The organism is Sorangium sp. So ce1036 (assembly GCF_051369805.1).
Classification (GTDB): domain Bacteria; phylum Myxococcota_A; class Polyangia; order Polyangiales; family Polyangiaceae; genus Sorangium; species Sorangium cellulosum_F.
Map to the genome: position 1 here is coordinate 9,789,118 of NZ_JBBMOX010000001.1, position 24,481 is coordinate 9,813,598.

Below are 24,481 nucleotides of genomic sequence, written 5' to 3' on the forward strand. Positions count from 1 at the left end.
CATGGCTGAAGGCACGATCGCGATCGACATCGAGCGCCTCCTCGCGCCCATCGCGCAGGACGCGCCCGCCGGGGCGCCGCTGCGCTACGAGGGCACCTACGATCGCGTCCGCGAGGCCCGGCGCGAGGACGACCCGACGCTCCCGCAGGGCGTGTGGGTGACGCGCCTCAAGACGGCGGACTGGAAGCTGGTGGTGGAGCTCTGCGCCGAGGCGCTCGAGCGCCGCTCCAAGGACCTGCAGCTCGCCGTCTGGCTCGCGGACGCGTGGGCGCAGCTCGGGGGGGTCGGCGCGGCGGCGCCGGGGCTCCGGCTGCTCGCGGGGCTGTGCGATCGCTACTGGGACACGATGTTCCCGGCGCTCGACGACGACGGGCTCGAGGCGCGCGGCGACCTCGTCGGCTGGCTCGACGAGGCGCTCGCGCGGAGGCTCCGGCGGCTGCCCCTCATCGACGGCACCGAGGAGCGGCCCCCGTGCACGCTCGCCGACTGGGAGAGCGGCCGGATGGAGGGCGGCGGCCCGGGCGACGACGCGCGCTCGCCCGAGGCGCTCGCGGCGCGCCTCTCCCTCGTCGATCGCGCGCGGTGGACGGCGCTCCAGCGCGACGCGCGCGCCGCCCTGGCCGCGGCCGAGCTGCTGGAGCGGAGCCTCGCGGCGAGGATGGAGCGCCCGCCGGCCCTGCACCGCACCCGCGGCGCGCTGCGCCTGCTCGGCGCCGCGACGGCCTCCGCCCTCGGCGAGCCGACGGGGGACGGCGACGCGCCGGCGCCCGCCGCCGGCGAGGCCCCGGCGCAGCAGGGCGCGGCCGCCCCGGCGCCCGCGCGGGCTCCGGGCGCCGCGATCCAGAGCCGGGTGGAGGCGTATCGCCAGCTCAACGAGGCGGCCGACTACCTGCTTCGCACCGAGCCGCACAGCCCCGTCCCCTACCTCGTGAAGCGCGCGATCTCCTGGGGCAACATGTCGCTCGCGGAGCTGCTCGGCGAGTTCGTGTCGAGCGCGGACGACCTGGTCGCGATCTATCGACTGCTCGGCATGCGAGGCCGGGGGGAGGACGACGCCGGATGATCCGATGAACCGCCGGCGCCGGCCCGATCCATCGATCGGGTCGGCCCGGCCGCGCGAGGGTGGATGGGCCTCGGGCAGAGCGTCCGCGCGAGCTGCACGCCCGGCCGAGGCCGCGGGAGAAAGGAACGACCATGGCAGAGAGCAAGCAACAATGGCTGAGCAGGAACCGCCCGCCGCGGGTCCAGATCACCTATGATGTCGAGACCGGCGGCGCGATCGAGAAGAAGGAGATCCCGTTCGTCGTCGGGATCATGACGGACCTGTCGGGCACCTCCGAGGCGCCGCGGCCGAAGCTCAAGGACCGCAAGTTCGTGGAGATCGATCGCGACAACTTCAACGAGGTCCTCGGGGCGATGAAGCCCGAGGTCACGTGCCTCGTCGACAACAAGCTCACGGACGAGGGCGGCAAGCTGAAGGTCAGCCTCTCCTTCAAGAGCATGGATGACTTCCGGCCCGAGCAGATCGTGGAGCAGGTCGAGCCGCTCCGCGCGCTGCTCCGCGCGCGGGAGCGGCTGAACGACCTGCTCGCGAAGCTGGAGGGCAACGACGATCTGAGCGGGCTGCTCAAGCAGGTCGTCGAGGACACGAGCAAGCTCCAGGCGCTCAAGCAAGAGCTCGAGAAGGGCCGGGGCGGTGAGCCGGGAGCGCTGAACGGAGAGGGGGAGAGCCATGGCGGATGAGAGCACGCAGGCGGTCGGCTCGGCGGAGGCGGCCCCGGCCGAGGAGATGAGCCTGATCGACCAGATCCTCGCGCAGGGGATGGTCCGCGGCGACGCGGAGCCGCAGCGGAGGCACGCGCGCGACCTCATCGACGAGTTCGTGAACCAGGTCCTCGACGAGAACATGAAGCTCGGCAAGGACACGGTGGCGGCCATCGAGGCGCGCATCGCCGAGATCGACGCGCGCATCAGCGCGCAGCTCGACGCCATCCTGCACCACAAGGAGTTCCAGCGGGTCGAGGCGCGCTGGCGGGGGCTGAGCTACCTCGTCATGAACACCGAGACGTCGACGCGGCTGAAGCTGCGCGTGCTCAACGTGAGGAAGGACGAGCTGCGCAAGGACTTCGAGGGCGCGGCGGAGTTCGACCGGAGCGCCACCTTCAAGAAGGTGTACGAGGAGGAGTACGGGACCTTCGGCGGCGCGCCGTACGGGCTACTCGTCGGCGATTACGAGTTCGACGGCACGAACCCCGACGTCTACCTGCTCACCGAGCTCTCCAAGGTGGCGGCCGCGGCGCACGCGCCGTTCATCGCGGCGGCGTCGCCCGAGCTCTTCGACATGCCGAGCTTCACCCAGATCGGCGTGCCCGGCGACCTCGCCAAGGTGTTCGAGAGCACGCAGCTCATCAAGTGGCGCGAGTTCCGCGAGACGGAGGACTCCCGCTACGTCGGGCTGGTGCTCCCGCACGTCCTGATGCGCCTCCCGTACGGGCCGAAGAGCGCCCCGGTCGAGGGGTTCAATTACGAGGAGCAGGTGGGCGAGGGCGACGGCAACTTCCTCTGGGGGAACGCGGCCTACGCGCTCGCGCAGCGGATCACGAACGCCTTCGCGCTCTACGGCTGGTGCGCCGCGATCCGCGGCGTCGAGGGCGGCGGCCTCGTCGAGAACCTCCCGCTGCACACGTTCAAGACGAGCGAGGGAGACATCGTCGCCAAGATCCCGACCGAGGTCGCGATCACCGACCGGCGCGAGAACGAGCTGTCGGAGCTCGGCTTCATCGGGCTCTGCTACAAGAAGGGGAGCGCGCAGGCGGCCTTCTTCGGCGGCAGCACCACGAACAAGCCGAAGACGTACAACCTGCCGCAGGCGAACGCGAACGCGCGGCTGAGCGCGCAGCTCCCGTATGTCCTCGCGGCGTCCCGGTTCGCGCACTACATCAAGGTGCTCATGCGCGACAAGATCGGGAGCTTCACCTCGCAGGAGGGCGTCGCCAACTACCTCAACAACTGGATCGCCGAGTACGTGCTCCTCAACGACGGCGCCGGCCAGGAGACGAAGGCGCGGCTGCCGCTGCGCGAGGCCCGGATCGACGTCACCGAGGTCCCCGGCAAGCCCGGCGCGTACCGCGCGGTGGCGTTCCTGAAGCCGCATTTCCAGCTCAACGAGCTCACGGTCTCGATGCGGCTCGTCGCGGAGCTGCCGCCGCCGGCGGCGTGAAGAGGCGCGGCGCGCGCCGCGGAACATGAGAGCAGGCCGCGCGCGGCGGCGCCCCACAGGTGGGGCCCGGCCGCGCGCGGGCCGCACGAGGATCTTCGATAGAGGAGGGATGAGCCATGCAGAACGTCTACTGGGAAATTGATGGCATCAAGGGCGAGAGCACGTCGGCGCAGGGCAAGGACACGATCGAGCTCCTGTCCTTCAATCATGGCGTGTCCATGCCGCTCACGGCGGGCCCGTCGAACACGAGCCGCGCGAGCGGCCGCTCCGTGCACAACGACTTCACGGTCACCAAGTACCTCGACATCGCCTCGCCGACGCTGAACCTCAAGTGCTGCGGCGGCGAGGACATCAAGACGATGAAGGTGCACCTCTGGAAGGCGGACGCCGCCGGGGCGCCGCACAAGTACATGACGTACACGTTCGAGAGCTGCATCATCACGTCCGTCTCGGTGACCGGCGGCTCGGACCAGCCGATCGAGAATGTCACGTTCAGCTACAAGAAGATCACCTGGGAGTACGCGCAGCAGAAGCAGGAGGCGCCGGGCGGGGCCAAGGGGAAGAGCTCGGCGAGCTTCAGCCTCGAAGAGAACAAGGGCAAGTGATCGCACGGGGCCGGCGGCGCGCCGCGTCGCCGGCCTCGTGGACAGGGGCGCGGGATGGACGATAGCTGGGGAGCCGCGGACGCGGGGCGCGTGCCGCTCTTCGACCGCCTGGTCGACGACAATCCATCGCAGCGCAGCGAGGCGAGGCCGAGGCGCAGCCACGACCTCGACGCGCTGCGCGCCTCGGTGCGCCGCGAGCTCGAGCGGCTGCTCGGCACGCGCTGCCCCGTGCCCGGGGACGTGGCCCTCGCGCGCCGGCGCACGGTGATCGACTACGGCCTGCCCGACCTGGAGCTCGGCGGCCGCGGCGTCATCAAGGAGGAGCGGTTCCGCGTCGCGCGGCTCATCCAGCAGACGGTCGAGGCGTACGAGCCGCGCCTCGCGCGGGTCGAGGTCGAGCTGCTCCCCCCCGCGGACGGCGAGGCGCGGTACCGCGCCGCCGTCCGCGCGCTGCTCGTCACCGAGCGGGTCCGCGAGCCGCTCAGCTTCACCCTGCCGCTGCCGGAGGCCGGGTGACGACGGGCGACCGCGACGCGGAGCTGCTCGATCTTTACGCCCGCGAGCTCGCCTACCTGCGAGAGCGCGGCGCCGAGTTCGCCTCGGCGTACCCGAAGATCGCCGCGCGCCTCGGCCTGGAGGAGCGCCACGCGGCGGATCCGCACGTCGAGCGGCTCATCGAGTCGTTCGCGTTCCTGACGGCGCGCCTCCAGCACCGCCTCGACAGCGATCTCCCCGAGCTCACGACGTCGCTGCTCGGCGTCCTGTATCCGCCGCTGCTCTCGCCCATCCCGTCGATGGCGATCGCGGCGTTCGAGGTGAGCCCGAGGGACAGCAAGCTGACCTCGGGCCACGTGATCGAGCGGAACACGCCGCTCTTCGCGGAGGCGCGCGGGGGCCCGACCTGCCGGTTCCGGACGTGCGCGCCGGTCGCGCTCTGGCCGATCGAGGTCGAGGCCGCCGGCTTCGGCGCGCCGGAGGCGCTGGATCTGCCGCCGGGCTCGGGCGGGGTGATGGCGGCGCTCCGCGTCCGCCTGCGGAGCGGCGGCCCGCCGCTGCGCGCGCTCGGGGTGCGGCGGCTGCGCTTCTTCCTGAGCGGCGGCGGCCTGAACGGCCATCGCCTGTACGAGCTGCTCTTCGGCCACACGCTGCGCGTCCTGTGCGCCGGCGAGGGCGGCGGCCGCGACCTCGCGGAGGCCCGCCTGCACCCGGTCGGCTTCGGGCCCGACGAGGAGGCGCTCCCCTACCCCGTGCACGCGTCTCCCGGGCACCGGCTGGTCCAGGAGTACTTCGCCTTTCCCGAGAAGTTCCTCTTCTTCGACGTCGAGCTCACGCGCCTGCCCGAGGGCACGGCGTGCGAGCTCCTGTTCCTGCTCGACCAGCGCCCGCCCGCGAGCGTGGTGGTGCGGACTGACACCTTCCGGCTCGGCTGCACGCCGATCATCAACCTGTTTCCGCGCACGACCGAGCCGATCCGGGTGGATCACCGCTTTCCGGAGTACCGCCTTGTCGCGGACGCGCGCCGGGAGCGGACGACGGAGATCCACTCGGTGCACAGGGTCACGGCGACGGCGCCGGGCGAGGCGGTGCAGGTGGAGTACGGGCCGTTCTTCTCGTTCACGCACCACGCCGAGGGCGCGGGCCCGCGGGCGTTCTGGCATGCTCGCCGGGTGGCGACGGCGCGCGAGGACGTGCCTGGCACGGACGTGCTGCTGTCGTTCGTCGATCTCGACCTCTCGCCGCGGCGGCCCCCTTCCCGGGTGGTGTACGCCTCGGTGCTGTGCACCAACCGCGATCTCCCCGAGGAGATGTCGGCCGGCGTGCCGCTCTCGCTGGAGCGCGGCGCCGCGATGGGCCGCATCACGTGCCTCACGAAGCCGACGCCGCAGCGCGAGCCTCCGCTCGGCGGACAGGCGCTCTGGCGGCTCGTCTCGAACCTGTCGCTCAACCACCTCTCGCTGTCGGGGCCGGGCGGGGCGGACGCGCTAAGGGAGATCTTGCGCGTCTATCTCTTCGCGTCGATCCCCGAGGCGGAGCGGCAGATCCAGGGCATCGCGGACGTGTCGGCGCGGACGGTGACGCGGCGGATCGGCGCGGACGCGTGGCGCGGGTTCTGCCGCGGGACCGAGGTGACGCTGACGCTCGACGAGGAGCAGTTCGTCGGGTCGAGCCCGCTGTTGTTCGCGGAGGTGCTGAGCCGGTATCTCTCGCTGCATGCGCACATCAACTCGTTCACGGAGCTCGTGCTGAGGAGCACGGGGCGCGCGGAGGTATGGAAGCGATGGCGACCGAGGGCGGGGGCAAAGGCGCTTCTCTAGGCGCTGCGCTGGAGGACCGGCTGTTCACCGAGGGCCGCCGGTTCGATTTCTTCCAGGCGGTGGCGCTGCTCGAGGCGCGGGCGGAGGGCTGCCGGAGCGTGGGCGAGGGCGCCGAGCCCGCGGCCGAGGCGGTGCGGCTGCGCGGCGCGATCGACCTCGCGTTCCCCGAGACGGAGGTGGCGGGGATCGAGCGCCCGGCGCGCGAGGGGGAGAAGGCGGAGCTGACGGCGAGCTTCCTGAGCCTCGCGGGCGCGCTCGGGCCGCTGCCGCCGCCGTTCGCGGAGCTCGTGTACCAGCGGGCGGCGCGGCGCGATTTCGCGCTGCGCGACTTCTTGGACCTCTTCAACCACCGGCTGCTGTCGCTGGTGTACCGGATCCGCAAGCGGCACCGGATCGGGCTCGGCGTTGCGTCTCCGGAGCAGGACGACGCGGCGCGGTACCTGCACGCGCTGGTCGGCCTCGGGCTGCCGTCGCTGCGCGGGAGGCTCGCGGTGAGCGACCGCGCGCTGCTGGAGCCGGCGGCGCTCCTGGCGAGGGAGGTGCGGCCGATGGCGGGGCTCACGGCGCTGTTGCGGCATCACCTCGGGGTGCCGGTCGAGGGGGCGCCGCTGACGGGGGCGTACCACCCGATCGAGGAGAGCGACCGGACGGCGATCGGGCCGTCGGGGCGCAACCGGGGGCTCGGGCAGGGGGCTATTCTGGGGCGGCGGGCGTGGGACCAGGAGGCGGGGTTCGAGCTCGTCGTGGGGCCGCTGTCGCTCCGCGATTACCTGCGCTGTTTGCCCGGAGGGGACTTGCTCGGGCCGCTGTGCGCGCTGACGCGGTTCTACGCGGGCGAGGTGCTGAGCTTCACGGTGCTGTTGCGGCTGCGCGCCGAGGAGGCGCCGGCTGCGCGGCTCGGGCGGCGGCACGGGGCGCGGCTCGGGTCGACGGCGTGCCTCGGCGGGGGCGCGCGGCGGCGGGAGGCGGTCGAGAAGAGGCTGCGGGGGGCGGCGCTGCGGGAGGCGGCGCTGCGGGGCGGCGGCGGTCAGGATGGGGAGCAGGGGCCGCGCCGCCGTCCGGTCGAGGAGGCCTGACGGCTGGGGCCCTGGTCCTTCGCTCTCCACGTCGATCGCTCGCAGGCTGAACATCCATGCTCCAGCTCCGGAACAACACCGCGTTCAAGGCGAACATCGCGCTCTTCCCGGACGCGCGCGGGGTGGACACGCTGTACGTCGCGGTCCGCGCGACCTTCGCGCTGCGCGGCGGCGCGCTGCGTGTCGCCGAGGAGCAGGAGCCGATGAAGCTCGCGGACGAGTACCGGGGGGAACCGGGGCAGACCAGCTTGAAGCACGCCGCCGATCTCCACCTCGGCAAGCCGGCGACCGACGTGGTGCTGATCGGCGAGGCGTGGGCGCCGCGCGGGCGCCCGGCGCCATCGGTCGATGTGTCGCTCGTGGTCGGTCCGGTCGCCAAGGTGGTCCGCGTCTTCGGCGATCGGGAATGGCGCGGACCGCTGGATCTCCGCATCTCTCCGCCGATCCCGTTCGAGCGCATGCCGCTCGTCTACGAGCGCGCCTTCGGCGGCGTGCTCAAGCACGATCCGGAGAAGGGCCCGCTGGAGATCGATCAGCGCAACCCGGTGGGCGTCGGCTTCGGCCTGCGGAGCGCCCCGCCCGACAAGGCGGTGCGGCGGCTGCCCAACCTGGAGGACCCGGCGCACCTCATCTCCGGCACGCGCGACCGCCCGCCGCCCGCGGGGTTCGGCTTCATCGCGCCCTCGTGGGAGCCGCGCCGGCGGTATGCGGGGACCTACGACGAGGCGTGGCAGGAGACGCGGGCGCCGTATTTGCCGAAGGACTTCGACGCGCGCTTCTTCAATGCAGCCTCGCCGGGGCTCGTGTGTCCGGGCTACCTGTGCGGCGGCGAGCCGGTCAAGGTGCAGAACGCTGCGCTGGATCCGTGGGAGGTGCGGCTGCCGGCGTGCATTCTCGACGTGAAGGTCACGATCGATCGCGATGTCGAGCGGCCGCCGATGCGGTTGCAGACGGTGGTGATCGAGCCCGGCGAGGGGCGGCTCGGGGTGGTGTGGCTGGGCGCGGTGGGGTGCGACAAGCGCGCGCTCAAGGCGAAGCTGGTGGAGATCGACGTGAAGCGGCTCGAGCTGAGCGGGCGGCGGTCGTGATGGCGGCGCCGGGCGCGGACATCCTGCGGGTCGGCATGGTGAGCTCCGTCGGGCTGAGCGCCGAGGTGACGAGCGCGGCGGTCCGGGCGGGGATATCGCGGTTCCAGGAGACCTCGGTCCTGGACAGGCGCTTCAATCCGCTGGGGATGGCGCTCGTGGCGACGCCGGATCTGCCGCCGCTCGCGCCGGGAATTGAGAAGACGGCCGGGCTGACCGCGCGGCAGATCCGGATGCTGCGCCTCGCGGGTCCAGCGCTGCGCGCGTGCCTCAAGGGCGCGCCGCCGGGGCCGGCCGCGGTGCTGCTGGCGGGGCCGGAGGCGTTCCCGGAGGGCCGTCCCGCGCCTGTCGGGCCGGTCTTCCTGGAGCAGCTCGCGGCGCAGGCGGACATTACGATCGATCTGGCGCGCAGCCGGGTGTTCCCGGCGGGCCGGGCGGGGGTCTTCCTGGCGCTCGCCGCGGCGCTGGAGGGGCTGTCCGCGCGCCGGTATGATCGCGTCGTGGTGGGCGGCGTGGATACGCTCCTCGACCTGTACTTGCTCGGGACGCTGGACCTGGAGGAGCGGCTGCGCGCGCACGGGATCTTCGACGGCTTCATCCCGGGCGAGGGGGCGGCGTTCCTGCTGCTCGCGCGGCCGGGAGCGGCGCAGGGAGGGACGGCGCTGTCGCGGATCGTCTCGGTGGGGACGGCGGAAGAGGAAGGACACCGCTACAACAAGGGGGCGGCGTACCGCGGCGAGGGGCTGGACGCGGCGATGAAGGCGGCGTTCGCGGCCGCGCCGGGAGAGCCGGTGCGGACGGTGTATGCCGGCTTCAACGGCGAGAGCTTCTTTGCCAAGGAGTGGGGTGTGGCGCTGGCGCGGCACAAGAGGAGGATCACCGAGGACTTCGTGATCGAGCACCCGGCGGACTGCGTGGGCGACGCGGGCGCTGCGCTCGGGGCGATGCTCGTGGGACTGGCGGCGCTGTCGCTCTCGGAGGGCCACCGCCCCTCCCGCTGCCTCGCGTGGGCGCCGTCGGATCTGGCGGCGCGCGGCGCGGCGATCCTGGACAAGGCCTGATTCGACAGACGGAGGAGCAAGGCGATGGGAACGACGGTGTTCGCCAACATGCGCGGGGTGGTGCACAAGCAGAGCGGCGGCATGAGCATGGTCTTCCCCGACGTCTGCAAGACGCCGACCCCCAGTGGGCCGGTGCCGATCCCCTACCCGAACATCGGGCAGGCGTCGGACACGTCGGGCGGCCCGAAGAAGGTCACGTGCGACGGGAAGATGCCGATGGTGAAGGGGGCCAAGTACACGAAGTCGAGCGGCGACGAGGCGGGGACGGCCGGCGGCGTGGTGAGCTCGTGCAACCGGGGGGAGTGCGAGTTCATGCTGTATTCGTTCGACGTGAAGTTCGAGGGCAAGAACGTGTGCCGGATGGGGGATCCGCTGTTTCACAACAAGAAGAACATCATGGGATGACAGGAGACCGCTGCGATGACTCAGGTCGGCGAATCCATCGCGATGGACCTCGTGAGCCCCGAGAAGGACAACTGCTGGTACTGCACCGAGCAGCCGGAGCAAACCGTCGAAAACAAGCTCGACGAAGATCCCAATTCCGTAGATAGCGCGGAGAATTCCATGGCGAACAGCTCGAGCAAGCTCGGGCAGGCGCTGGGGCATCGCCCCTCGTGGACGGCGCGGGTCTCGGGAGACGAAATCGAGATCACGCCGGCGGCGCACCACCTCATCCCCGGCAACGCCTCCCTCAAGAAGGCGACGAAATTGCTCAAGTTCATGAAGAAGGGAGACACGGTGGACGGGGACGTCGGGTACGACGTGAACGACCGGAAGAACGGCGTATGGCTGCCCACGTACCCGGCGAACGGATGGGGGACGCTGGACCGAGACGCGTACGCCATCCAGGCCATGAAGGTCGCAGGCGCCCAGTTTCACAACGCGCACGCGCAGTACAACCAGAAGGCCAGCCAGAGCCTGAGCGCGATCGCGGACAAGCTCGTCAAGAAGGACGCTCGATGCCCCGTCTGCCGCAAGGAAATGAAGAACGCGAAGCGGCCTCCTTTCGGCCTGGTGGGACGGCTCAACGCGCTCTCCAGGCGGTATCGGGGCTTTCTGAAGGGCCCGCCCGGGCGCTGGCCGACGGCGTCCGGGATCTATACCTCCGAGAAGTCGAAGCTCATGAAATCGCGATGAGGGCTCACGATGTACTATGTCCTTAGCTACGAGGTGCCGCAGGACGAGGACGAGGGGTACCTCGACCTCCAGGACGGGCTCGATTTCGATGGGGTCGACAGCTGGTCCTTGGGGCAGCGCTTCCAGGCGGCGCTGCCCGACCCGATCGAGGTGGATCTCGTCCCCGTGGGCGGCTATCGAGGCGAGCCGTCGGAGATGTACGACGGCAACATGTGCCTGATGTCCGGACGGCTGGTGTCTGCCCTGCTCGCGTGCGGCGTCGACAACATCGACCATTACCGCGCCGTGCTCAAGAACACGGAGACCGGGCAGACCTACGACTACCGGGCCGTGAACATCGTGGGGCTGGTCGCGGCGGCCGATCTCGCGAGCTCCGTCTGGGAGAGCCACGATGGTGACGCGCGGATCGACACCAGCTTCGACGAGCTCGTGGTGGACGAAGGCAAGACGCTCGGCGCGCTGATGTTCCGTCTCGCGGAGAACACGAGCACGATCCTGATCCACGCGAAGGTGCGGGATCATCTGCTCTCCTCGGGCTTCCCTACGCTCCGCTTCCTAGAGCCGAGCGAATGGATGACCTAGCGCGGCACCGCTGCTTCAAGCGAGCGCAACTTCGACCCCCTACAGGAGCTCGTAAGCGCGGTGGTCACTAACACCTCGAAAACGCCTCGTCAGGCCTCCTTACCCTGTCCAAAATGCCTCCTGATCCTTGACAACTCGCTCCACGATCTCCTGCTGATTATCCCCCGTGGCATCGAGCGGCACGTAACGGGAATGTACCTTCCCATCCGTGTCGGTGTTGCGGACCGAGATCAGGGCTTTCGGTTCGAGTGGTAGCATCGTCTCGATCCCCGGAAGTTCGAGGAAAACGACATTGTTACCCTGCTCACCGGGCTGGATCCGGGCGCTTCTGACGACGAGCCCTTGGTACAGTTCCTCGATGCGGTCCTGTTTGCTCCACAGGTCCCGGTTTGCGAGCATGATCCCGACGGAGATGGCGCGCGCACCGGAGTGGTCATCCCGGTGGAGCACGGCGCTTTCAAGCCCCTTGACGCCGAGGCTCTTTAGCGTCGGATAGTCGCTAAGGCGCTCGATCAAGGATTTGGTATCGACCATCTTGACCGGACGGTTGATCTCGCAGAGCAAGACGATCCCCTGCTGGAATGCGACGGGCTCGAGTACGATGTGACCGTTCTTCGTGAGCACCGGGAGCGTACCATACCCCTTGATCTCCGCAGCTTTCTTCCAAATGGCGTAATGGATTCTTTCGGCGCTCACCGCCTGGGTCTCGCCCCAGTACGACCCCGCGACGCCGTCCGTGTCGTCGTGAGGAAAAACACCACTCCATCGATTGCTGTCGGAAAACTTATTGTGCTTCGAGAGCTGGACGATCTGGCTCCGCGTGAGGGCGAAATGAGGCTCCGTCCACCGGACGATCGGCGTCTTGGGCGGCAGAAACTTGACCGGTACCCCCTGCTTCTTCGAGATGTCGCGGAAGGCGTCGAGCACCTTGCAGTACAAGGCGCCGTCCTTGATGCTCGTGATTTTGTTACTGCCTTTCTGCAAGATCTGCTTGAGCAACCGCTGCGTCATCGAGACCATCTCCAGTGAAGCGACACTCGCTCCGGTTCACCGCGGCATGCGCGGCTTTTGACGAGGCATGGTTCGGAAACACATCATCTCACACCTGCGGACAGAATCCAGGATTCTGTGATATTTCTGTAGAAAGATCAAGGCGGGGTGGCCGGGCATCGGCTGCTCAGAGCCATTTCAAGTACTACAGTCGCACTTCGGCGAGGCAACCGGCCCCGTCCTGCAACCTCAGGTTTTCGGGTCGGTCGGTCTCGTGCATGATCACGGCCGCATCACGAACACCTCAGGGCCCGGCTCAGCCGGACACAGCGCTCCTGCACGAAACACAGCGCTCAGCGAGGTTTGGGCGTGCTCCATGGTCATCGCGCTCGTAGAAGCCATCAGAAGGTCTGTGCAGCGTACCGGCGGCGACTGGACCAACTGCTCGAGGCGGGCCGCGTGACTTCTCTGACACCCATCCAGTAGCAGCGCTCGCTGGGATCTGCGCAGGGACGGCCCGAGTCGCCAGTATGTCGACACAGGGCCCTCCCTACCGCGACTGCCCTGACGACCGCGATGGCAATCCTCCGCGCGGCTCGGCTATTGGCCCCTCACGCCCAGAGCAGCGTCACCCGCCTCCCCGCCACCGTCCTCGCCTCCTCGAACCGCGTGCGCGCCTCCGCATCCCCCGCCTCCTTGCGCCGATCGAAGAGCACGAGCACCCCCTCGTCGAGCCCGAGCTGCGCGAGGTACCCGTCGAGCTGCGCCAGCCCCTTCGGCAGCGGGCTCTTCTCCCCCTCGCGCCACACCTTCAGCTCCAGCGCAGCCCGCTGCACCGTCCGCCGCCCCTCGGCGTCGCGGTACGGCCAGCGCACGAGCAGGTCGATCCGCCCCCGGCCAAGGCCGTATTCGCGGTCGATCATCCCGCCCCCGTTCACCACCCGCTGCAGGAAGGCCATCAGCACGATCTGCGGCGCGACCTCGTGGTATCCCAGGCTCCCCGCGAGCGCCTCGCCGTGCTCCCGCCAAAACGCGGCGAACTCCTGGAGCAGCCGCGCCACGTCGAGTCGGCCGTCCGGCAGCACGAAGCGCTTCGGCTCCGCCAGCACCACCGGCTCGACGTCGCCGGCGAGCACCCGCGCGATCACCTCGCGGTAGATGGGGTTCGCGACGCGCGCAGGGTTGTCCGGCGCGAGCAACCCGAGATCCCGCGCGTACCGCAGCTCGTCCTGGTACGCGTCTCCGCCGGCCGGGAGCGCGCCCGCGAGGAGCGGCTCGAGCACGCGCCGGATGCGCGGCTCGTGCAGGCGCGCGACGAGCGAGTCGAGGTGCGTCGCGCGCGCGAGGATGAGCCGCTCCTTCGCCTCCTCGACGTGAGCCACGGTGATCGGCTCGTCCGGCGGGACGGCGAGCTTCTCCACGATCTCCCGGGCGAGCGCGTTGACCAGCCACGGCTGGCCGGCCGTCAGCGCGAAGGCGCGCTCGATGGCCTCCTCGGTGAACACCTGGCCGGTCTCGGCGGTGTGCTGGCCGTACAGGTCGCGCACCTCGTCGCGATCGAAATCGCCGATCCGGAGCGACTCGATCTTGATGTTGAACGGGCTCGCCGTGCCGAGCCGGCCCGGATCCCCCCCGCTCGCGGCCTTGTACTCGCGCACGTCGCGCAGGCCGCACAGCGCCACCGAGGCGGGGAAATCGGCAGGTCGCTCGGCGAACCCGGCCCGGAGCTGGCGCAGCACGCTGATCAGGCTCTGGCCTCGGAGCGCGTCGATCTCGTCGAAGAACAGCGCCAGCGGCCGCGGGCACGCGCGCGCCCACGCGGCCAGCTTGAGACCCAGGAGCCCTTCGTCTCCCTCCTCGGGGACGGACGGCGGCCTCAGCTCCGACGGCAGCTCGATCTCTGCCCGCCAGTCGATCTGCCGCACGATCGCCCGCTGCGCCGAGCCGTAATCATCTCCGGCCGCCTCTCCTTCCTCACACGAGAAGAGCAGCGCCGCGAAGCGCCCCGACGCCGTCAGCCGCCGCGCCAGCGCCCGCAGCGCCGTGGTCTTGCCCGTCTGTCGCGGCGCGTGCACCACGAAGTACCCCATCTGCTCCACGAGCCCGGGCGCCTCGGGCAAACGCCGTTCCGCCGGGATCATGTAGTGCCAGTCCGGGCGGCAGGGCCCGGCCGTGTTGAAGCGGCGCGCCATGCCCTGAGCTTGCGTCCCGCCCACGCCCGGCCGCAAGGCCCGGCCGCACGCGAGCCACGAGCGCGCCGCGCGCGGCCGGCCTGGCGCTCTCCTCCCCTGCTCGCCGAGCTCTATCTCCGCGCGCCAAGCTCTACCCCCCGAGCTCCGCCCGCTGCGCATCCCCCCGCGCGCGCACCTCGAACACCCCCAGCCGCGGCCGCAGGAAGCACCGCTCGATCGCCGCCGCCTCCCGCGCCGGCTGGCGCCCGCGCCGCAGCACCTCATGCAGCCACGCCACCTCGATCGCCCTCCCCCCGAGGTGCCTCCTGCCCGCCACGAAATCCCCCCGCCGCCGCGCCCACCACCGCCCCACGGCCGCCGCGTCGGGCCACGGCAGCCCGTCGTCCGGGTCGGGCCCCACGTCCTCGTCCTCCGGATCGTCGCTCGGCCCGGTCTCCTCCAGCGCGGGCCCCTCGAGCTCCTCCCGCACGAGATCCACCCCGGTGATCAACGTCAGCGCCCCGCCCGCCCGCCGGGCCAGCCTGGGCGCGCTCATCCGCTCGATGAGCCACGGCACGTGCGCCGGATCCCCGAGCGCCCCCACCCCCGCGATCGCCACCCGCACTCTCTCCATCCCCGGCGCCCCCCCGAGCCCCCGGAGCCATCGCGCCCCCGCGGGCGGGGCGAGCCGCCGCAGCGCCACGCCCGCGGCCCGCTCCGCGAACGCGCCCCCGCCGGCCGCGATCTCGAGCAGCACATCCACGCCCCGCCCGTCCTCGAGCAGCGCCGCCGACCACGCCGCCCAGAACCGCACCGCCGCGTCCTCCGCGCCGAGCGCCCGCCGCGCATCGTCGAGCCCCTCCACGAACCCGAGCTCCCCGAGCGCCTTGAGCGCCCGCGCCCGCAGCCGCGCGTCCTCCGCGGACAGCGCCTCCCGGAGCGCCGGCCCCGGATCCCGCCGCATCACCGCGCTCGCGGCGATGCCGATCGCCCGGAGCGCCGGCTGCTCCTCCACGCTCGCGCCGAGCAGCGCCGGCAGCACATCCTTCACGAGCCCCGGCGCCGCCCACCCGAGCGCGGACACCACGCCGCGCGCGATCCCCGGCGCCTCGATCCCTCGCGCGATCAGCGCCGCGATCGCCCCCTGATCCCGCCGCGCGAGCGCGAGCGACAGCGCCGCGAACACCTCGCCCGCCCCCCCTTCCTCCGCCGCGGCCGCGCACCCGCCCCACGCCGCCTCGCCGCCCCGCCCGAGCAGATCGAGCTGCGCCGCGAGCCGGCCGTCCAGCTCGGCCAGATCCTTCAGATCATACCGCGGATCACGCACCGCGCTGTCCCGCTGGCACCAGAGGAAGCCGGCGTTGTCCACGGCCTGCGCGAAGACCTCGTCCTCGGTGATCGACACGGGCGCTCCTTTCGCGACGCGCTCGCCCACGCCCGGGCGGACGTCAGTTGTTCTTCACCTCGCTGCCCTTGATCGCGGCCTTCCCCCCGGCCTTCAGCATGAGATCCGCGCCGGACTCGCCCTTCAGCGCCTTCCCCGCCTTGAGGTTCATCGCCTGCTCGCTCTTGAGGGTCACCGTCTTGGCCTCGATGACCAGGTTCCCCTTCACCCGGAGCACGTAATTGCCCTTGACCTCCTGGGTGAAATTGCCCTTGTTCGCGTGGGTCTCGTCCCCCTCGACCGAGAGCTCGCGCGTCCCCTTCACCGCGTGCGCCTCGTTGCCCTTGGACACGTCGATCGCGCGGTTGCCCTTGGACACCGTGAGCAGCTCGTCCCCTTTCTCGACCGTCACCACGCGGCTCTTGGCGACGCTGATCGTCTGATCTCCGCCCACGGAGAGCGTCTGATCGTGATCGATCGTGATCGACTGGTCGTGCTTGATACCGATCGTGGCGTCGTTCTCCACCTCGACGACCATGTCCTTCTGGGCGTGCATGTAGAGCTCCTCGCTGCCCTTCCGGTCCTCGAAGCGGAGCTCGTTGCCCGCGCTGCCGTCCTTCGACGAGCGCGACAGGAGGGTGCTCTTCGTCTGCTCGCCGGGCAGCGCGTAGGGGACCGTCTGCTCCGCGTTGTACACCGACCCGGTGCAGAGCGGCCGGTCGGGATCGCCGCCGAGGAAGCTGACCACGACCTCCTGGCCGATGCGCGGCAAGAACCAGCTCCCCCACCCCTTCCCGGCCCAGGACTGGGCCACGCGGATCCAGCAGGAGCTGTTCTCGTCGCGCTTGCCGTATCGATCCCAGTGAAACTGCACCTTGATGCGGCCGAGCTCGTCGGTCCAGATCTCCTCGCCGCTCTTGCCGACGACGACGGCCGTCTGGGCGCCCGCGATGACCGGCCTCGGCGTCACGCGCGCGGGGCGAAACGGGATCTCCCTGGGCATCGCCTCGAAGGAGTTCCGGTACTCGTCGTTGTCGGCCGAGTGCGTGACGGCGAGCAGCAGGTACGCGCCGTTCACGTCGCCGCGCTCGTGCTGGACGAGCTGGAACGCGTGGCCGGCGGTGAACGCGCGGCAAAACGAGCTGCCCACGAGCCGCCGCGCCACGGCCTCCTCCGCCTCGATGCGGCGCGTGGCGATCGCGTCGCCGGCGCCCTTGTCGGCGTAGCCGCCGGGATACTCGAACAGCGCGAGCTTCGACCTGTCGCCGCTGGCCTGGCTGAGCAGCGACGTGCTGGGCGACCTGTAATTGTAGTCCGTCGCCGCGTACGACCCCGCCACGACCTCCTCGATGAGCTCGCAGTCGGTCATCGCGTCCTCGTCGCGGGTCGAGCTCTCGGCCGCGCCCACGTGACGCACGTCGCCGAGCTCGGGGCAGCGCGGGTTCCCCGCGCTGTCGTCGCCGAGGACCAGCGTGTGCTTTCCGTCCTCGTGCTGGAAGTAGTAATAGATGCCTTCCTCTTCCAGCAGCCGCGAGACGAACTGGAACGCGGTCTCCTGGTATTGCACGCACACCTCGCGCGGAGCGTACGTGCCGGTCAGCTCGTCCCGGTAGTCGGAGAAGCCGAGATCGTCGAAGATCTGCTTCACGATGTCGGGCACCGAGCGGTCCTGGAAGATGCGAGAGTCGGTCGTCCTGGTCAGAAACCAGAGCCAGGGGTGGATCTCGGCACGATAGGCGGTCCTCGGCTTGGCGCCGTCCACGTGGACCCGGCCGGCCTGGCGGAAGCGCGTGACGACGCCGTGGATCATGCGCGCGCCGCCGCTGGACAGGCGGATGACCGCGGTGACGCCCTGACCGACGATGGAAGAGAAGTCGATGGCCCGCTCCTCGGACAGGAGGTCGAGCTCGAACCGGAACAGGCCGGACAGCCGCTCCTCGCCGTGGATCCTGACGAGGGCGAGCGCGTCGGGGCCGAGGGGGCTGTGGAGGGCGAGGATCGTCTTCGCCTGGGCGTAGGGCATCGCGCATCCTCTTTCGTTCAGGGCCGGCGGCCGCGTCGAGACTACCACAGGGGTTCGGCGGCCCCGCAATGCGGCGGCGTCGGCGGCGGCCGGTTGGCGTGCAGCGAGCGGTGTGCGACAAGGGCATCGCCGCCGTCGAGAGGCGGCGCTGCTCCTGTTCGCTCTCGCGGGTGCGCGGTGATCCCTTCCGACGAGCTCCCCCACGACGCTGTCCCCTTCCCCACGACCCCCCCGGAGGCCGCTGAGGCCATCGAGCGTGGGCGCTCTCTGGTGGACGGATGGTGACGGGACCGGCGCTCCTCGCGCTGATGGCGCTGCTTGCGGCGGCGCTGGCGGCGGTGGCGCTCGTCGCCGAGCGGGGGCGACGGCAGCTACGGAGGGAGCTCGAGGGCGCGCGGCGCGCGCTCGCCGCGGGAGATGCGGCCCGTGCCGAGGCGGCGCGGGAGCGCGAGGCCGAGGCGATGCGCCGCGGCGCGGAGGCCGCCCGGCAGGCGCAGGACGCGGCGCAGCGCGAGGCAGGGGAAGCGCGGCAGGCGGAGGGCGCGGCGCAGCGCGAGGCCGAGGCGGCTCGGCTCGCGCGGGACGCGGCGCAGCGCGAAGCAGGGGAAGCGCAGCGCGAGGCCGAGGCGGCTCGGCTCGCGCAGGACGCGGCGCAGCGCGAGGCCGAAGCAGCTCGGCGCGAGGCCGAGGCGGCTCGGCTCGCGCGGGACGCGGCGCAGCGCGAGGCCGAAGCAGCTCGGCGCGAGGCCGAGTCGGCTCGGCTCGCGCGGGACGCCGCGCAGCGCGGAGTCGGGGAAGCGCAGCGCGAGGCCGAAGCAGCTCGGCTGGCGCGGGACACGGCGCAGCGCGAGGTCGAGGCGACCCGGCTGGCGCGGGACGCGGAGCGCGCCGCGCTGCAGCGTGCGCGGGATGCCGCGGACGAGGAGCGGCAGGAGGCGCTGGAAGCGGCTCGGCTGGCGCGCGCCGAGCGGGATTCGTTCGCGCTGGAGGTGCGGGCGCTGCGGACAGAGCTCTCGGCGGCCCGCAAGCCCGTCGAGGAGAAGGCGCCGCCGCGAGAGGCGGAGAGAGCCGCGGGAGCCTCGGTGCGGTCGAGAGCCCCCAAGGCATCCGCGCCACGGAGCGTGACGGTATGGTGGTGCCAGCGCTGCGGGCGAGGAGGAACGCGGCCCGAGCGCTGTTGCAAATAGACCCGCCGCCCCCGGCGCCGCAGCTCAGCTCAGCGCAGCGGGTCACCTCCCTCCGCTTCAGCCCAGAGCACCTCGCGCTCGTACACCCACCCGCCCGCGGTGGTCAGATCCAGGCGGACCAGCGCGAGCGCCGCTCCCACGCCCCGGTCACGCCGGCCGGGCGCGCCGCGCGAAGAGCCGCTGGAGCAGGCAGGAGACCAGGAGGAGCAGCCCGATGACGATCTTCGTCCACCACGAGCTGAGGGTGCCCTCGAACATGATGAGGGTCTGGATGGTGCCGTAGATGAGCACGCCGAACAGGGTGCCCACGACCGTGCCGAAGCCGCCGGTCAGCAGCGTGCCGCCGACGACGACCGCGGCGATGGCGTCCATCTCCATGCCGCCGGCGTGCAGCGCGTAGCCGGACACCATGTAGAACGTGAAGGCGACCCCTGCCAGCGCCGAGCAGAACCCGCTCAGCGTGTAGACGAGCACCTTGGTCCTCGGCACCGGAAGGCCCATGAGCAGGGCGGAGTGCTCGCTGCCGCCGATCGCATAGACCGTGCGGCCAAAGAGCGTGTAGCGCTCCAGGTAAAGGGCCGCCGCGAACAGCGAGAGCGCGATGATCACGTTCCAGGTGATGGAGGTGTCCAGCAGAAACGGGATCCGGTGCGACGAGACATCGACGTAGAAGTCGTTCTTGATGGTGATGGAGTCGATGCTGATGAGGTAGCAGAGCCCGCGGGCCAGGAACATGCCCGCCAGCGTGACGATGAACGGCTGCACCTCGAAGTACTGGATGATCACGCCCATCACGAGGCCGAAGCCCGCGCCCATGGCCAGGACGAGCGGGATGACCGCGGCCGGGCTGACGCCGTGCCGCTCGACGAGCGACGCCGAGACCATCGTGGTCAGCGCGATGACCGAGCCGACCGAGAGGTCGATCCCGCCGGAGAGGATGACGAACGTCATCCCGATGGCGGTGATCGCCAGGAACGCGTTGTCGATGAAGAAGTTGAGGAACACCTGCAGCGAGAAGAACCCGTCGAACAGGAGCGACCCGGCCCCGAACATGAGGACGAACAGGCCGACGGTGACGGCGAGCGGCAGGTGCCTCGGGTCGAGCCGGAGGGCTCGTCCGGTCCTGACGGCAGCGCCGGTGGCGGCGGCGCCGGTCGTGGCGGCGGCCCCGGTTGTGGCGGCAGCGCCGGTGGCGGCGGCCCCGGTCGTGGCGGCGGCGGTGTCGCTCATGATACGGCCACCCTCCGCGCGCGCTGTCTCTCGATGAGATCCCTGATCTTCTTCGATTGCAGGATGCTGACCAGGAAGACGACGATGGCCTTCAACACCAGGTTGACCTCGGGCGGCACGCCGACGGCGTAGATCGTGGTGGTGAGCGTCTGGATGATGAGGGCGCCGAGGACGCTCCCCGCCAGCGTGAACTTGCCCCCGGACAGCGACGTCCCGCCCAGGACCACGGCCAGGATGGCGTCCAGCTCGAGGAGCAAGCCCGCGTTGTTGCCGTCGGCGCTCTTGACGTTCGAGCTCACGATGAGCCCGGCGATGCCGGCGCACAGCCCGCACGCGGCATAGCAGGCGAACGTGATCGAACGCGCGCGGATCCCGGCCAGCCGCGAGGCGACCGGGTTGATGCCGATCGCCTCCACGAACATGCCGAGCGCGGTCCTGCGGGTCAGCCACCACAGGGCCGCGCCCACCCCCGCCACGATGAACAGCGAGACCGGGATGCCCAGGAGGAAGCCGTTCCCGATGACATGATACGGGCGGTAATAGATCGTGATGATCTGCCCATCCGTGATGAGCTGGGCGACCCCCCGGCCCATGACGAGCAGGATCAGGGTCGCGATGATCGGCTGCATGCCGACGAGCGCCACCAGCGCCCCGTTCCACATGCCGAACACGAGCGCCACGCCCAGCGCGCCGCAGAGGACCACCGGCAGCGGGAACCGGGTCGCGTCCTCCATCCCGGCCCCGCCGCCCGTCGAGAGCGCGCCGCCGATCAACGCCGCCGCGACCGCGCCCGAGATGGCCACGACCGCGCCGACGGAGATGTCGATGCCGTGGGTGGCGATCACCAGGGTGAGCCCCATGGCGACGATCATGAGCGGCGACGCGCGGTTCAGGATATCGATGACGCTGCCGTACAGGTGGCCGTCCCGGATCGTGATCGCGAAGAAGCCCGGATTGGTGACGAGGTTGACCAGGAGGAGGAGGCCGAGCATCGCCACCGGCCAGAACAGGCTCTTCCCGGCGAGCCGGCGCAGGGAGGCGGCCGCGTCGCTCACGCCTGGCCTCCCGCGATGACCTGGTACACCGCCCGCTCGTCGGCCTCGGACGCGGCGAGCTCCGCCGCCTTGCGCCGGTCGCGCATCACGACGATCCGATCCGAGTAGCGCAGCGCCTCGGCCATCTCGGACGAGACGAGCACCACCGCCATGCCCCGGTCGCAGAGCTCCATGACCTGGCCCATGATCTCGGCCTTGGCCGCAACGTCGATGCCGCGCGTCGGCTCGTCGAGGATGAGCATGCGCGGGTCGGTCGCCAGCCAGCGGGCCAGGAGCGCCTTCTGCTGGTTCCCGCCGCTCAGCTTGGAGATGGGCACCTCCGCGTCGGCCGCCACGATGCCGAGCCGCTGGATGTACCCGCGGGCGATCTCGTCCTGCCGCGCCCGGGGCAGGTTGCGGAACACGCCGCGCTTGGCCTGGAGGGCGAGGACGATGTTCTCGCGCAGCGAGAGGTCGCCGAGGATGCCCTCGGTTTTCCGGTCCTCGGAGCAGAAGCCGAGGCCGCGCGCGATCGCCTCGAGCGGAGAGCCGAGGTGCGCCGGCTCGCCGTCGATCTCGATCACGCCGTGATCCGCCCCGTCGATCCCGAACAGGAGCCGCGCCGTCTCCGTCTTCCCCGCGCCCAGGAGGCCCGCGAGGCCGAGCGCTTCACCCGGCCTCACGTCGAGATCGACGCCCTGGACCGAGCCCTTCTTTCCGAGGCCGCGGGCCCGCAGCAGCGGCGCGTCCCCGCCCGCCGGGCTCGCCGTTTGGCCGCGCTCGGCCCGGGTCGGGCCGTCCTCCGCGACCTCGCGCCCGACCATCTCCGTGACGAGCTGCATGCGCGACAGCTCGGCGACCAGGTGCTCGCCGACCCGCTGGCCGTTCCTCAGCACCGTGACCCGATCGCAGATCTCGAAGAGCTGGTCGAGGAAGTGCGTGATGAACAGGATCGCCATCCCCTGCCCCCGGAGGCGCCGGATGACCGAGAAGAGCATCTTGACCTCGTCCTCGGCCAGGCTCGACGTCGGCTCGTCCAGGATGAGGATCCTGGCCCTGGCGCTCAGCGAGCGGGCGATCGCGACCATCTGCTGGACGGCCAGCGAGAAGGTCGAGAGCGGCGCGGTGACGTCGATATGGATGTTGAGGTCCGAGAGCAGGGCAGCGGCCCTCCGGCGCATCTCCCGCCACCGGAGGGCGACGGCGCTCGAGCCTCCGTGTCCGAGGAAGAGGTTCTCCGCGACCGACAGGTTGGTGCAGAGGTTCACCTCCTGGAAGACGGCGCTGATGCCCAGCCGCTGCGCCTCCAGCGGGCTCGCCGGCCGGATCTCCCGGCCGTCGAGCAGGATGCGCCCGCCGTCCGGGGGGTGGGCGCCGGCGAGGACCTTCACCAGCGTCGACTTGCCCGCGCCGTTCTGCCCCATGAGCGCGTGCACCTCGCCCGGCAGCAGGCGGAAGTCGACCGACGAGAGCGCCCGCACGCCGGGGAACTGCTTGGAGACCTGCTTCATCTCGAGCACGGGCACGGCAAAGCTCTCCATCGGTCGTGTCCTCCCCGCGCCCTCCGCGCGGATCTCCCCGCCGCGCGCGATCAGTACTTGCGCTTCGGCAGCTCCTGGGCGGCGGTCTCCATCGGGAAGACGCCCTCCTCGGTCACGATGCGCTTGGGCAGCGCCTTGCCCGCCATCAGGTCCTTGACCGCGGTCATGAGCTGCGGCCCGAGGAGCGGGCTGCACTCGACCGTCACGTTGAGCTTGCCCGCCATCATCGCCTCGAACGCGCCCTTCACCGCGTCGATCGAGACGATGACGATGTCCTTGGCAGGCTGGAGGCCGGCCTCCTCGATGGCCTGGATCGCGCCGATCGCCATGTCGTCGTTGTGCGCATAAAGGACGTTGATGTTCTTGCCCTCCGCCTTGAGGAACGCCTCCATCACCTCCTTGCCCTTGGCGCGCGTGAAGTCGCCCGTCTGCGACCGGATGATCTTGAAATTGGGCTTGTCCTTGATGATCTCCTCGAAGCCCTTCTTGCGGTCGATCGCCGGGGCCGAGCCGACGGTGCCCTGCAGCTCGACGATGTTGACGGGGCCCTCGTGGCCCTTCATCTTCTCGACGAGCCAGCGCCCCGCGCGGCGCCCCTCCTCGACGAAGTCCGATCCGATGAGGGTGACCCAGAGGCTGTCGTCCTGGGTGTCCACGGCCCGGTCGGTCAGGATGACGGGGATCTTGGCCGCCTTGGCCTCGCGCAGCACGGGCTCCCAGCCCGTCTCGACCACGGGCGAGAAGGCGATGACGTCGACCTTCTGGGCGATGAACGACCGGATCGCCTTGATCTGATTCTCCTGCTTCTGCTGCGCGTCCGAGAACTTGAGCTCGATGCCGGCGGCCTTCGCGGCCTCCTCGATCGATTTGGTGTTCGCGGTCCGCCACTCGCTCTCCGCGCCGATCTGAGAGAAGCCGAGCGTGATCCCCTTCTTCTTGTCCGACTGGCAGCCAAGCGCGGCCAGGATCATCACGAGGCCGACCAGGACCACCATCGCTGCGGCGCTACCACGGCTCCTCTTCATGAGGGCAGCTCCTTTCATGTTCGTCAACCCGTCCCCTTGCCCACCAAGGTTCGCGGATCGAAATCAAGACGTCAACCCGAGGCGCCATGTCGGCCCTCGCTCCGCGGCGCCGGCCTCACCGCTGGCCGTAGTAGGCGCCCTTCCCGTGCTTCCGGTCGAAGTGCTTGCGCACGAGCGCGTCCGGCAGGCGCGCGGCGCCCGGGTGGATCGCGCGCGTGATGAACGCCATCTTCGCGATCTCCTCGAGCACCACCGCGTTGTACACGGCCTTCTCGGCGTCCTCTCCCCACGCGAACGCGCCGTGGCCCGCCACCAGCACCATCGGCGTGTGGAGCGGGCTCCGGTCCCTGAAGCACTCGAGGATCTGCTTCCCGGTCTCCATCTCGTAGTGGCCTTGCACGGCGTCCGGGCGCATCACCTCGGTGCACGGCACGTCCTCGGCCAGGTGATCGGCGTGGGTCGTCCCGTAGATCGGGATCGGCTCGCCCGTCTGCGCCCAGCCGGTCGCGTAGGTCGAGTGCGTGTGGACGATGCCGCCCACCTCGCCAAAGCTCCTGTAGAGGACGATATGCGTCCATGTGTCCGAGGAGGGGCGGAGGTCGCCCTCCACCAGGTTCCCCTCCAGATCGACCACCACCATGTCCTCGACCGAGAGCAGATCGTAGGCGATGCCGCTCGGCTTGATGGCCAGGACGCCCCTGTCACGATCGAACGCGGAGACGTTCCCGAACGTGTAGATGGCGAGCCCTCGGCGAGGGATCTCCAGGTTCGCCACGAGGGCGCGCTCTCGCAGCTCTCGATACGCAGCGCTCATG

Annotated in this window: 22 protein-coding genes; 13 read left to right on the forward strand and 9 right to left on the reverse strand. The window is 70.7% G+C overall.

The window, feature by feature from the left end; genetic code table 11:
• Position 1: 1 nt before the first annotated feature.
• The 12 genes from tssA (at position 2) to WMF31_RS36865 (ending at position 11,081) form a co-directional block, all read left to right on the forward strand.
• Entirely contained in the window at positions 2–1,063 is a 1,062-nt protein-coding gene (gene tssA / locus WMF31_RS36810) for a type VI secretion system protein TssA (protein ID WP_436606423.1), read from the forward strand.
• Between the two features lie 131 nt (positions 1,064–1,194).
• Positions 1,195–1,743 (forward strand): type VI secretion system contractile sheath small subunit, encoded by a 549-nt coding sequence (gene tssB / locus WMF31_RS36815; RefSeq protein WP_436606424.1) that lies wholly within the window; start codon positions 1,195–1,197, stop codon positions 1,741–1,743.
• Positions 1,733–3,220: a type VI secretion system contractile sheath large subunit gene (gene tssC, locus WMF31_RS36820; RefSeq protein WP_436606425.1), complete on the forward strand. Its 1,488-nt coding sequence runs from the start codon at positions 1,733–1,735 to the stop codon at positions 3,218–3,220. The genes tssB and tssC overlap by 11 nt, the downstream gene beginning before the upstream one ends.
• Before the next feature lie 116 nt (positions 3,221–3,336).
• Positions 3,337–3,825: an Hcp family type VI secretion system effector gene (locus WMF31_RS36825; protein WP_129356350.1), complete on the forward strand. Its 489-nt coding sequence runs from the start codon at positions 3,337–3,339 to the stop codon at positions 3,823–3,825.
• Between the two features lie 54 nt (positions 3,826–3,879).
• Positions 3,880–4,341 carry a type VI secretion system baseplate subunit TssE gene (tssE, locus tag WMF31_RS36830; protein WP_436606426.1) on the forward strand — a complete coding sequence of 154 codons (462 nt, stop codon included), beginning with the start codon at positions 3,880–3,882 and terminating at the stop codon, positions 4,339–4,341.
• Positions 4,338–6,140, forward strand: a complete 1,803-nt coding sequence (gene tssF / locus WMF31_RS36835; protein ID WP_436606427.1) for a type VI secretion system baseplate subunit TssF — start codon at positions 4,338–4,340, stop codon at positions 6,138–6,140. The genes tssE and tssF overlap by 4 nt, the downstream gene beginning before the upstream one ends.
• Positions 6,104–7,216, forward strand: a complete 1,113-nt coding sequence (gene tssG / locus WMF31_RS36840; protein ID WP_436606428.1) for a type VI secretion system baseplate subunit TssG — start codon at positions 6,104–6,106, stop codon at positions 7,214–7,216. The genes tssF and tssG overlap by 37 nt, the downstream gene beginning before the upstream one ends.
• A 56-nt stretch (positions 7,217–7,272) precedes the next feature.
• The gene (locus WMF31_RS36845) at positions 7,273–8,304 is read left to right on the forward strand and encodes a DUF2169 family type VI secretion system accessory protein (protein ID WP_436606429.1); all 1,032 of its coding nucleotides are present in this window, start codon (positions 7,273–7,275) and stop codon (positions 8,302–8,304) included.
• A complete protein-coding gene (locus tag WMF31_RS36850) occupies positions 8,304–9,362 on the forward strand; it encodes a hypothetical protein (RefSeq protein ID WP_436606430.1) in 1,059 nt (352 codons plus the stop codon). Before WMF31_RS36845 ends, WMF31_RS36850 begins: the two co-directional genes overlap by 1 nt.
• 24 nt (positions 9,363–9,386) lie before the next feature.
• Positions 9,387–9,767 (forward strand): DUF4150 domain-containing protein, encoded by a 381-nt coding sequence (locus WMF31_RS36855; RefSeq protein WP_436606431.1) that lies wholly within the window; start codon positions 9,387–9,389, stop codon positions 9,765–9,767.
• 15 nt (positions 9,768–9,782) lie between these two features.
• Complete coding sequence (locus WMF31_RS36860; RefSeq protein ID WP_436606432.1) at positions 9,783–10,499, forward strand: AHH domain-containing protein; 717 nt, start codon at positions 9,783–9,785, stop codon at positions 10,497–10,499.
• A gap of 9 nt (positions 10,500–10,508) precedes the next feature.
• Positions 10,509–11,081, forward strand: a complete 573-nt coding sequence (locus WMF31_RS36865; protein WP_436606433.1) for an imm11 family protein — start codon at positions 10,509–10,511, stop codon at positions 11,079–11,081.
• Positions 11,082–11,180: 99 nt separating this feature from the next.
• Here the strand turns inward: WMF31_RS36865 and WMF31_RS36870 are convergent, their stop codons facing one another.
• From WMF31_RS36870 to WMF31_RS36885, 4 genes are all read right to left on the reverse strand, one after another.
• Positions 11,181–12,092, reverse strand: coding sequence for a hypothetical protein (locus tag WMF31_RS36870; protein ID WP_436606434.1), 912 nt, complete (start codon positions 12,090–12,092; stop codon positions 11,181–11,183).
• A gap of 590 nt (positions 12,093–12,682) precedes the next feature.
• Positions 12,683–14,263 carry an ATP-binding protein gene (locus WMF31_RS36875; protein WP_436606435.1) on the reverse strand — a complete coding sequence of 527 codons (1,581 nt, stop codon included), beginning with the start codon at positions 14,261–14,263 and terminating at the stop codon, positions 12,683–12,685.
• 130 nt (positions 14,264–14,393) lie between these two features.
• The gene (locus tag WMF31_RS36880) at positions 14,394–15,647 is read right to left on the reverse strand and encodes a TIGR02270 family protein (protein ID WP_436606436.1); all 1,254 of its coding nucleotides are present in this window, start codon (positions 15,645–15,647) and stop codon (positions 14,394–14,396) included.
• 43 nt (positions 15,648–15,690) lie between these two features.
• Complete coding sequence (locus WMF31_RS36885; RefSeq protein WP_436606437.1) at positions 15,691–17,649, reverse strand: type VI secretion system Vgr family protein; 1,959 nt, start codon at positions 17,647–17,649, stop codon at positions 15,691–15,693.
• A gap of 278 nt (positions 17,650–17,927) precedes the next feature.
• On the opposite strand from WMF31_RS36885, the gene WMF31_RS36890 reads away from it, so the two are divergent.
• The gene (locus WMF31_RS36890; protein WP_436606438.1) at positions 17,928–18,836 is read left to right on the forward strand and encodes a hypothetical protein; all 909 of its coding nucleotides are present in this window, start codon (positions 17,928–17,930) and stop codon (positions 18,834–18,836) included.
• 147 nt (positions 18,837–18,983) lie between these two features.
• Here the strand turns inward: WMF31_RS36890 and yjfF are convergent, their stop codons facing one another.
• From yjfF to WMF31_RS36915, 5 genes are all read right to left on the reverse strand, one after another.
• A complete protein-coding gene (gene yjfF / locus WMF31_RS36895; protein WP_436606439.1) occupies positions 18,984–20,066 on the reverse strand; it encodes a galactofuranose ABC transporter, permease protein YjfF in 1,083 nt (360 codons plus the stop codon).
• The gene (locus WMF31_RS36900; protein ID WP_436606440.1) at positions 20,063–21,121 is read right to left on the reverse strand and encodes an ABC transporter permease; all 1,059 of its coding nucleotides are present in this window, start codon (positions 21,119–21,121) and stop codon (positions 20,063–20,065) included. Before WMF31_RS36900 ends, yjfF begins: the two co-directional genes overlap by 4 nt.
• Positions 21,118–22,641, reverse strand: coding sequence for a sugar ABC transporter ATP-binding protein (locus tag WMF31_RS36905; RefSeq protein WP_436606441.1), 1,524 nt, complete (start codon positions 22,639–22,641; stop codon positions 21,118–21,120). The genes WMF31_RS36900 and WMF31_RS36905 overlap by 4 nt, the downstream gene beginning before the upstream one ends.
• 50 nt (positions 22,642–22,691) lie before the next feature.
• Positions 22,692–23,612 (reverse strand): ABC transporter substrate-binding protein, encoded by a 921-nt coding sequence (locus tag WMF31_RS36910; protein ID WP_436606639.1) that lies wholly within the window; start codon positions 23,610–23,612, stop codon positions 22,692–22,694.
• A gap of 169 nt (positions 23,613–23,781) precedes the next feature.
• The gene (locus WMF31_RS36915) at positions 23,782–24,480 is read right to left on the reverse strand and encodes an L-ribulose-5-phosphate 4-epimerase (RefSeq protein ID WP_436606442.1); all 699 of its coding nucleotides are present in this window, start codon (positions 24,478–24,480) and stop codon (positions 23,782–23,784) included.
• Between the last annotated feature and the right edge of the window lies 1 nt (position 24,481).

What these genes read in the sequence shown, in the direction of transcription:
- tssA (WP_436606423.1), top strand. Translation starts at nt 2, where the DNA reads ATGGCTGAAGGCACGATCGCGATCGACATCGAGCGCCTCCTCGCGCCC.
- tssB (WP_436606424.1), top strand. Translation starts at nt 1,195, where the DNA reads ATGGCAGAGAGCAAGCAACAATGGCTGAGCAGGAACCGCCCGCCGCGG.
- tssC (WP_436606425.1), top strand. Translation starts at nt 1,733, where the DNA reads ATGGCGGATGAGAGCACGCAGGCGGTCGGCTCGGCGGAGGCGGCCCCG.
- WMF31_RS36825 (WP_129356350.1), top strand. Translation starts at nt 3,337, where the DNA reads ATGCAGAACGTCTACTGGGAAATTGATGGCATCAAGGGCGAGAGCACG.
- tssE (WP_436606426.1), top strand. Translation starts at nt 3,880, where the DNA reads ATGGACGATAGCTGGGGAGCCGCGGACGCGGGGCGCGTGCCGCTCTTC.
- tssG (WP_436606428.1), top strand. Translation starts at nt 6,104, where the DNA reads ATGGCGACCGAGGGCGGGGGCAAAGGCGCTTCTCTAGGCGCTGCGCTG.
- WMF31_RS36845 (WP_436606429.1), top strand. Translation starts at nt 7,273, where the DNA reads ATGCTCCAGCTCCGGAACAACACCGCGTTCAAGGCGAACATCGCGCTC.
- WMF31_RS36850 (WP_436606430.1), top strand. Translation starts at nt 8,304, where the DNA reads ATGGCGGCGCCGGGCGCGGACATCCTGCGGGTCGGCATGGTGAGCTCC.
- WMF31_RS36855 (WP_436606431.1), top strand. Translation starts at nt 9,387, where the DNA reads ATGGGAACGACGGTGTTCGCCAACATGCGCGGGGTGGTGCACAAGCAG.
- WMF31_RS36860 (WP_436606432.1), top strand. Translation starts at nt 9,783, where the DNA reads ATGACTCAGGTCGGCGAATCCATCGCGATGGACCTCGTGAGCCCCGAG.
- WMF31_RS36865 (WP_436606433.1), top strand. Translation starts at nt 10,509, where the DNA reads ATGTACTATGTCCTTAGCTACGAGGTGCCGCAGGACGAGGACGAGGGG.
- WMF31_RS36870 (WP_436606434.1), bottom strand. Translation starts at nt 12,092, where the DNA reads ATGACGCAGCGGTTGCTCAAGCAGATCTTGCAGAAAGGCAGTAACAAA.
- WMF31_RS36875 (WP_436606435.1), bottom strand. Translation starts at nt 14,263, where the DNA reads ATGGCGCGCCGCTTCAACACGGCCGGGCCCTGCCGCCCGGACTGGCAC.
- WMF31_RS36885 (WP_436606437.1), bottom strand. Translation starts at nt 17,649, where the DNA reads ATGCCCTACGCCCAGGCGAAGACGATCCTCGCCCTCCACAGCCCCCTC.
- WMF31_RS36890 (WP_436606438.1), top strand. Translation starts at nt 17,928, where the DNA reads ATGGTGACGGGACCGGCGCTCCTCGCGCTGATGGCGCTGCTTGCGGCG.
- yjfF (WP_436606439.1), bottom strand. Translation starts at nt 20,066, where the DNA reads ATGAGCGACACCGCCGCCGCCACGACCGGGGCCGCCGCCACCGGCGCT.
- WMF31_RS36905 (WP_436606441.1), bottom strand. Translation starts at nt 22,641, where the DNA reads ATGGAGAGCTTTGCCGTGCCCGTGCTCGAGATGAAGCAGGTCTCCAAG.
- WMF31_RS36910 (WP_436606639.1), bottom strand. Translation starts at nt 23,612, where the DNA reads ATGATCCTGGCCGCGCTTGGCTGCCAGTCGGACAAGAAGAAGGGGATC.
- WMF31_RS36915 (WP_436606442.1), bottom strand. Translation starts at nt 24,480, where the DNA reads ATGAGCGCTGCGTATCGAGAGCTGCGAGAGCGCGCCCTCGTGGCGAAC.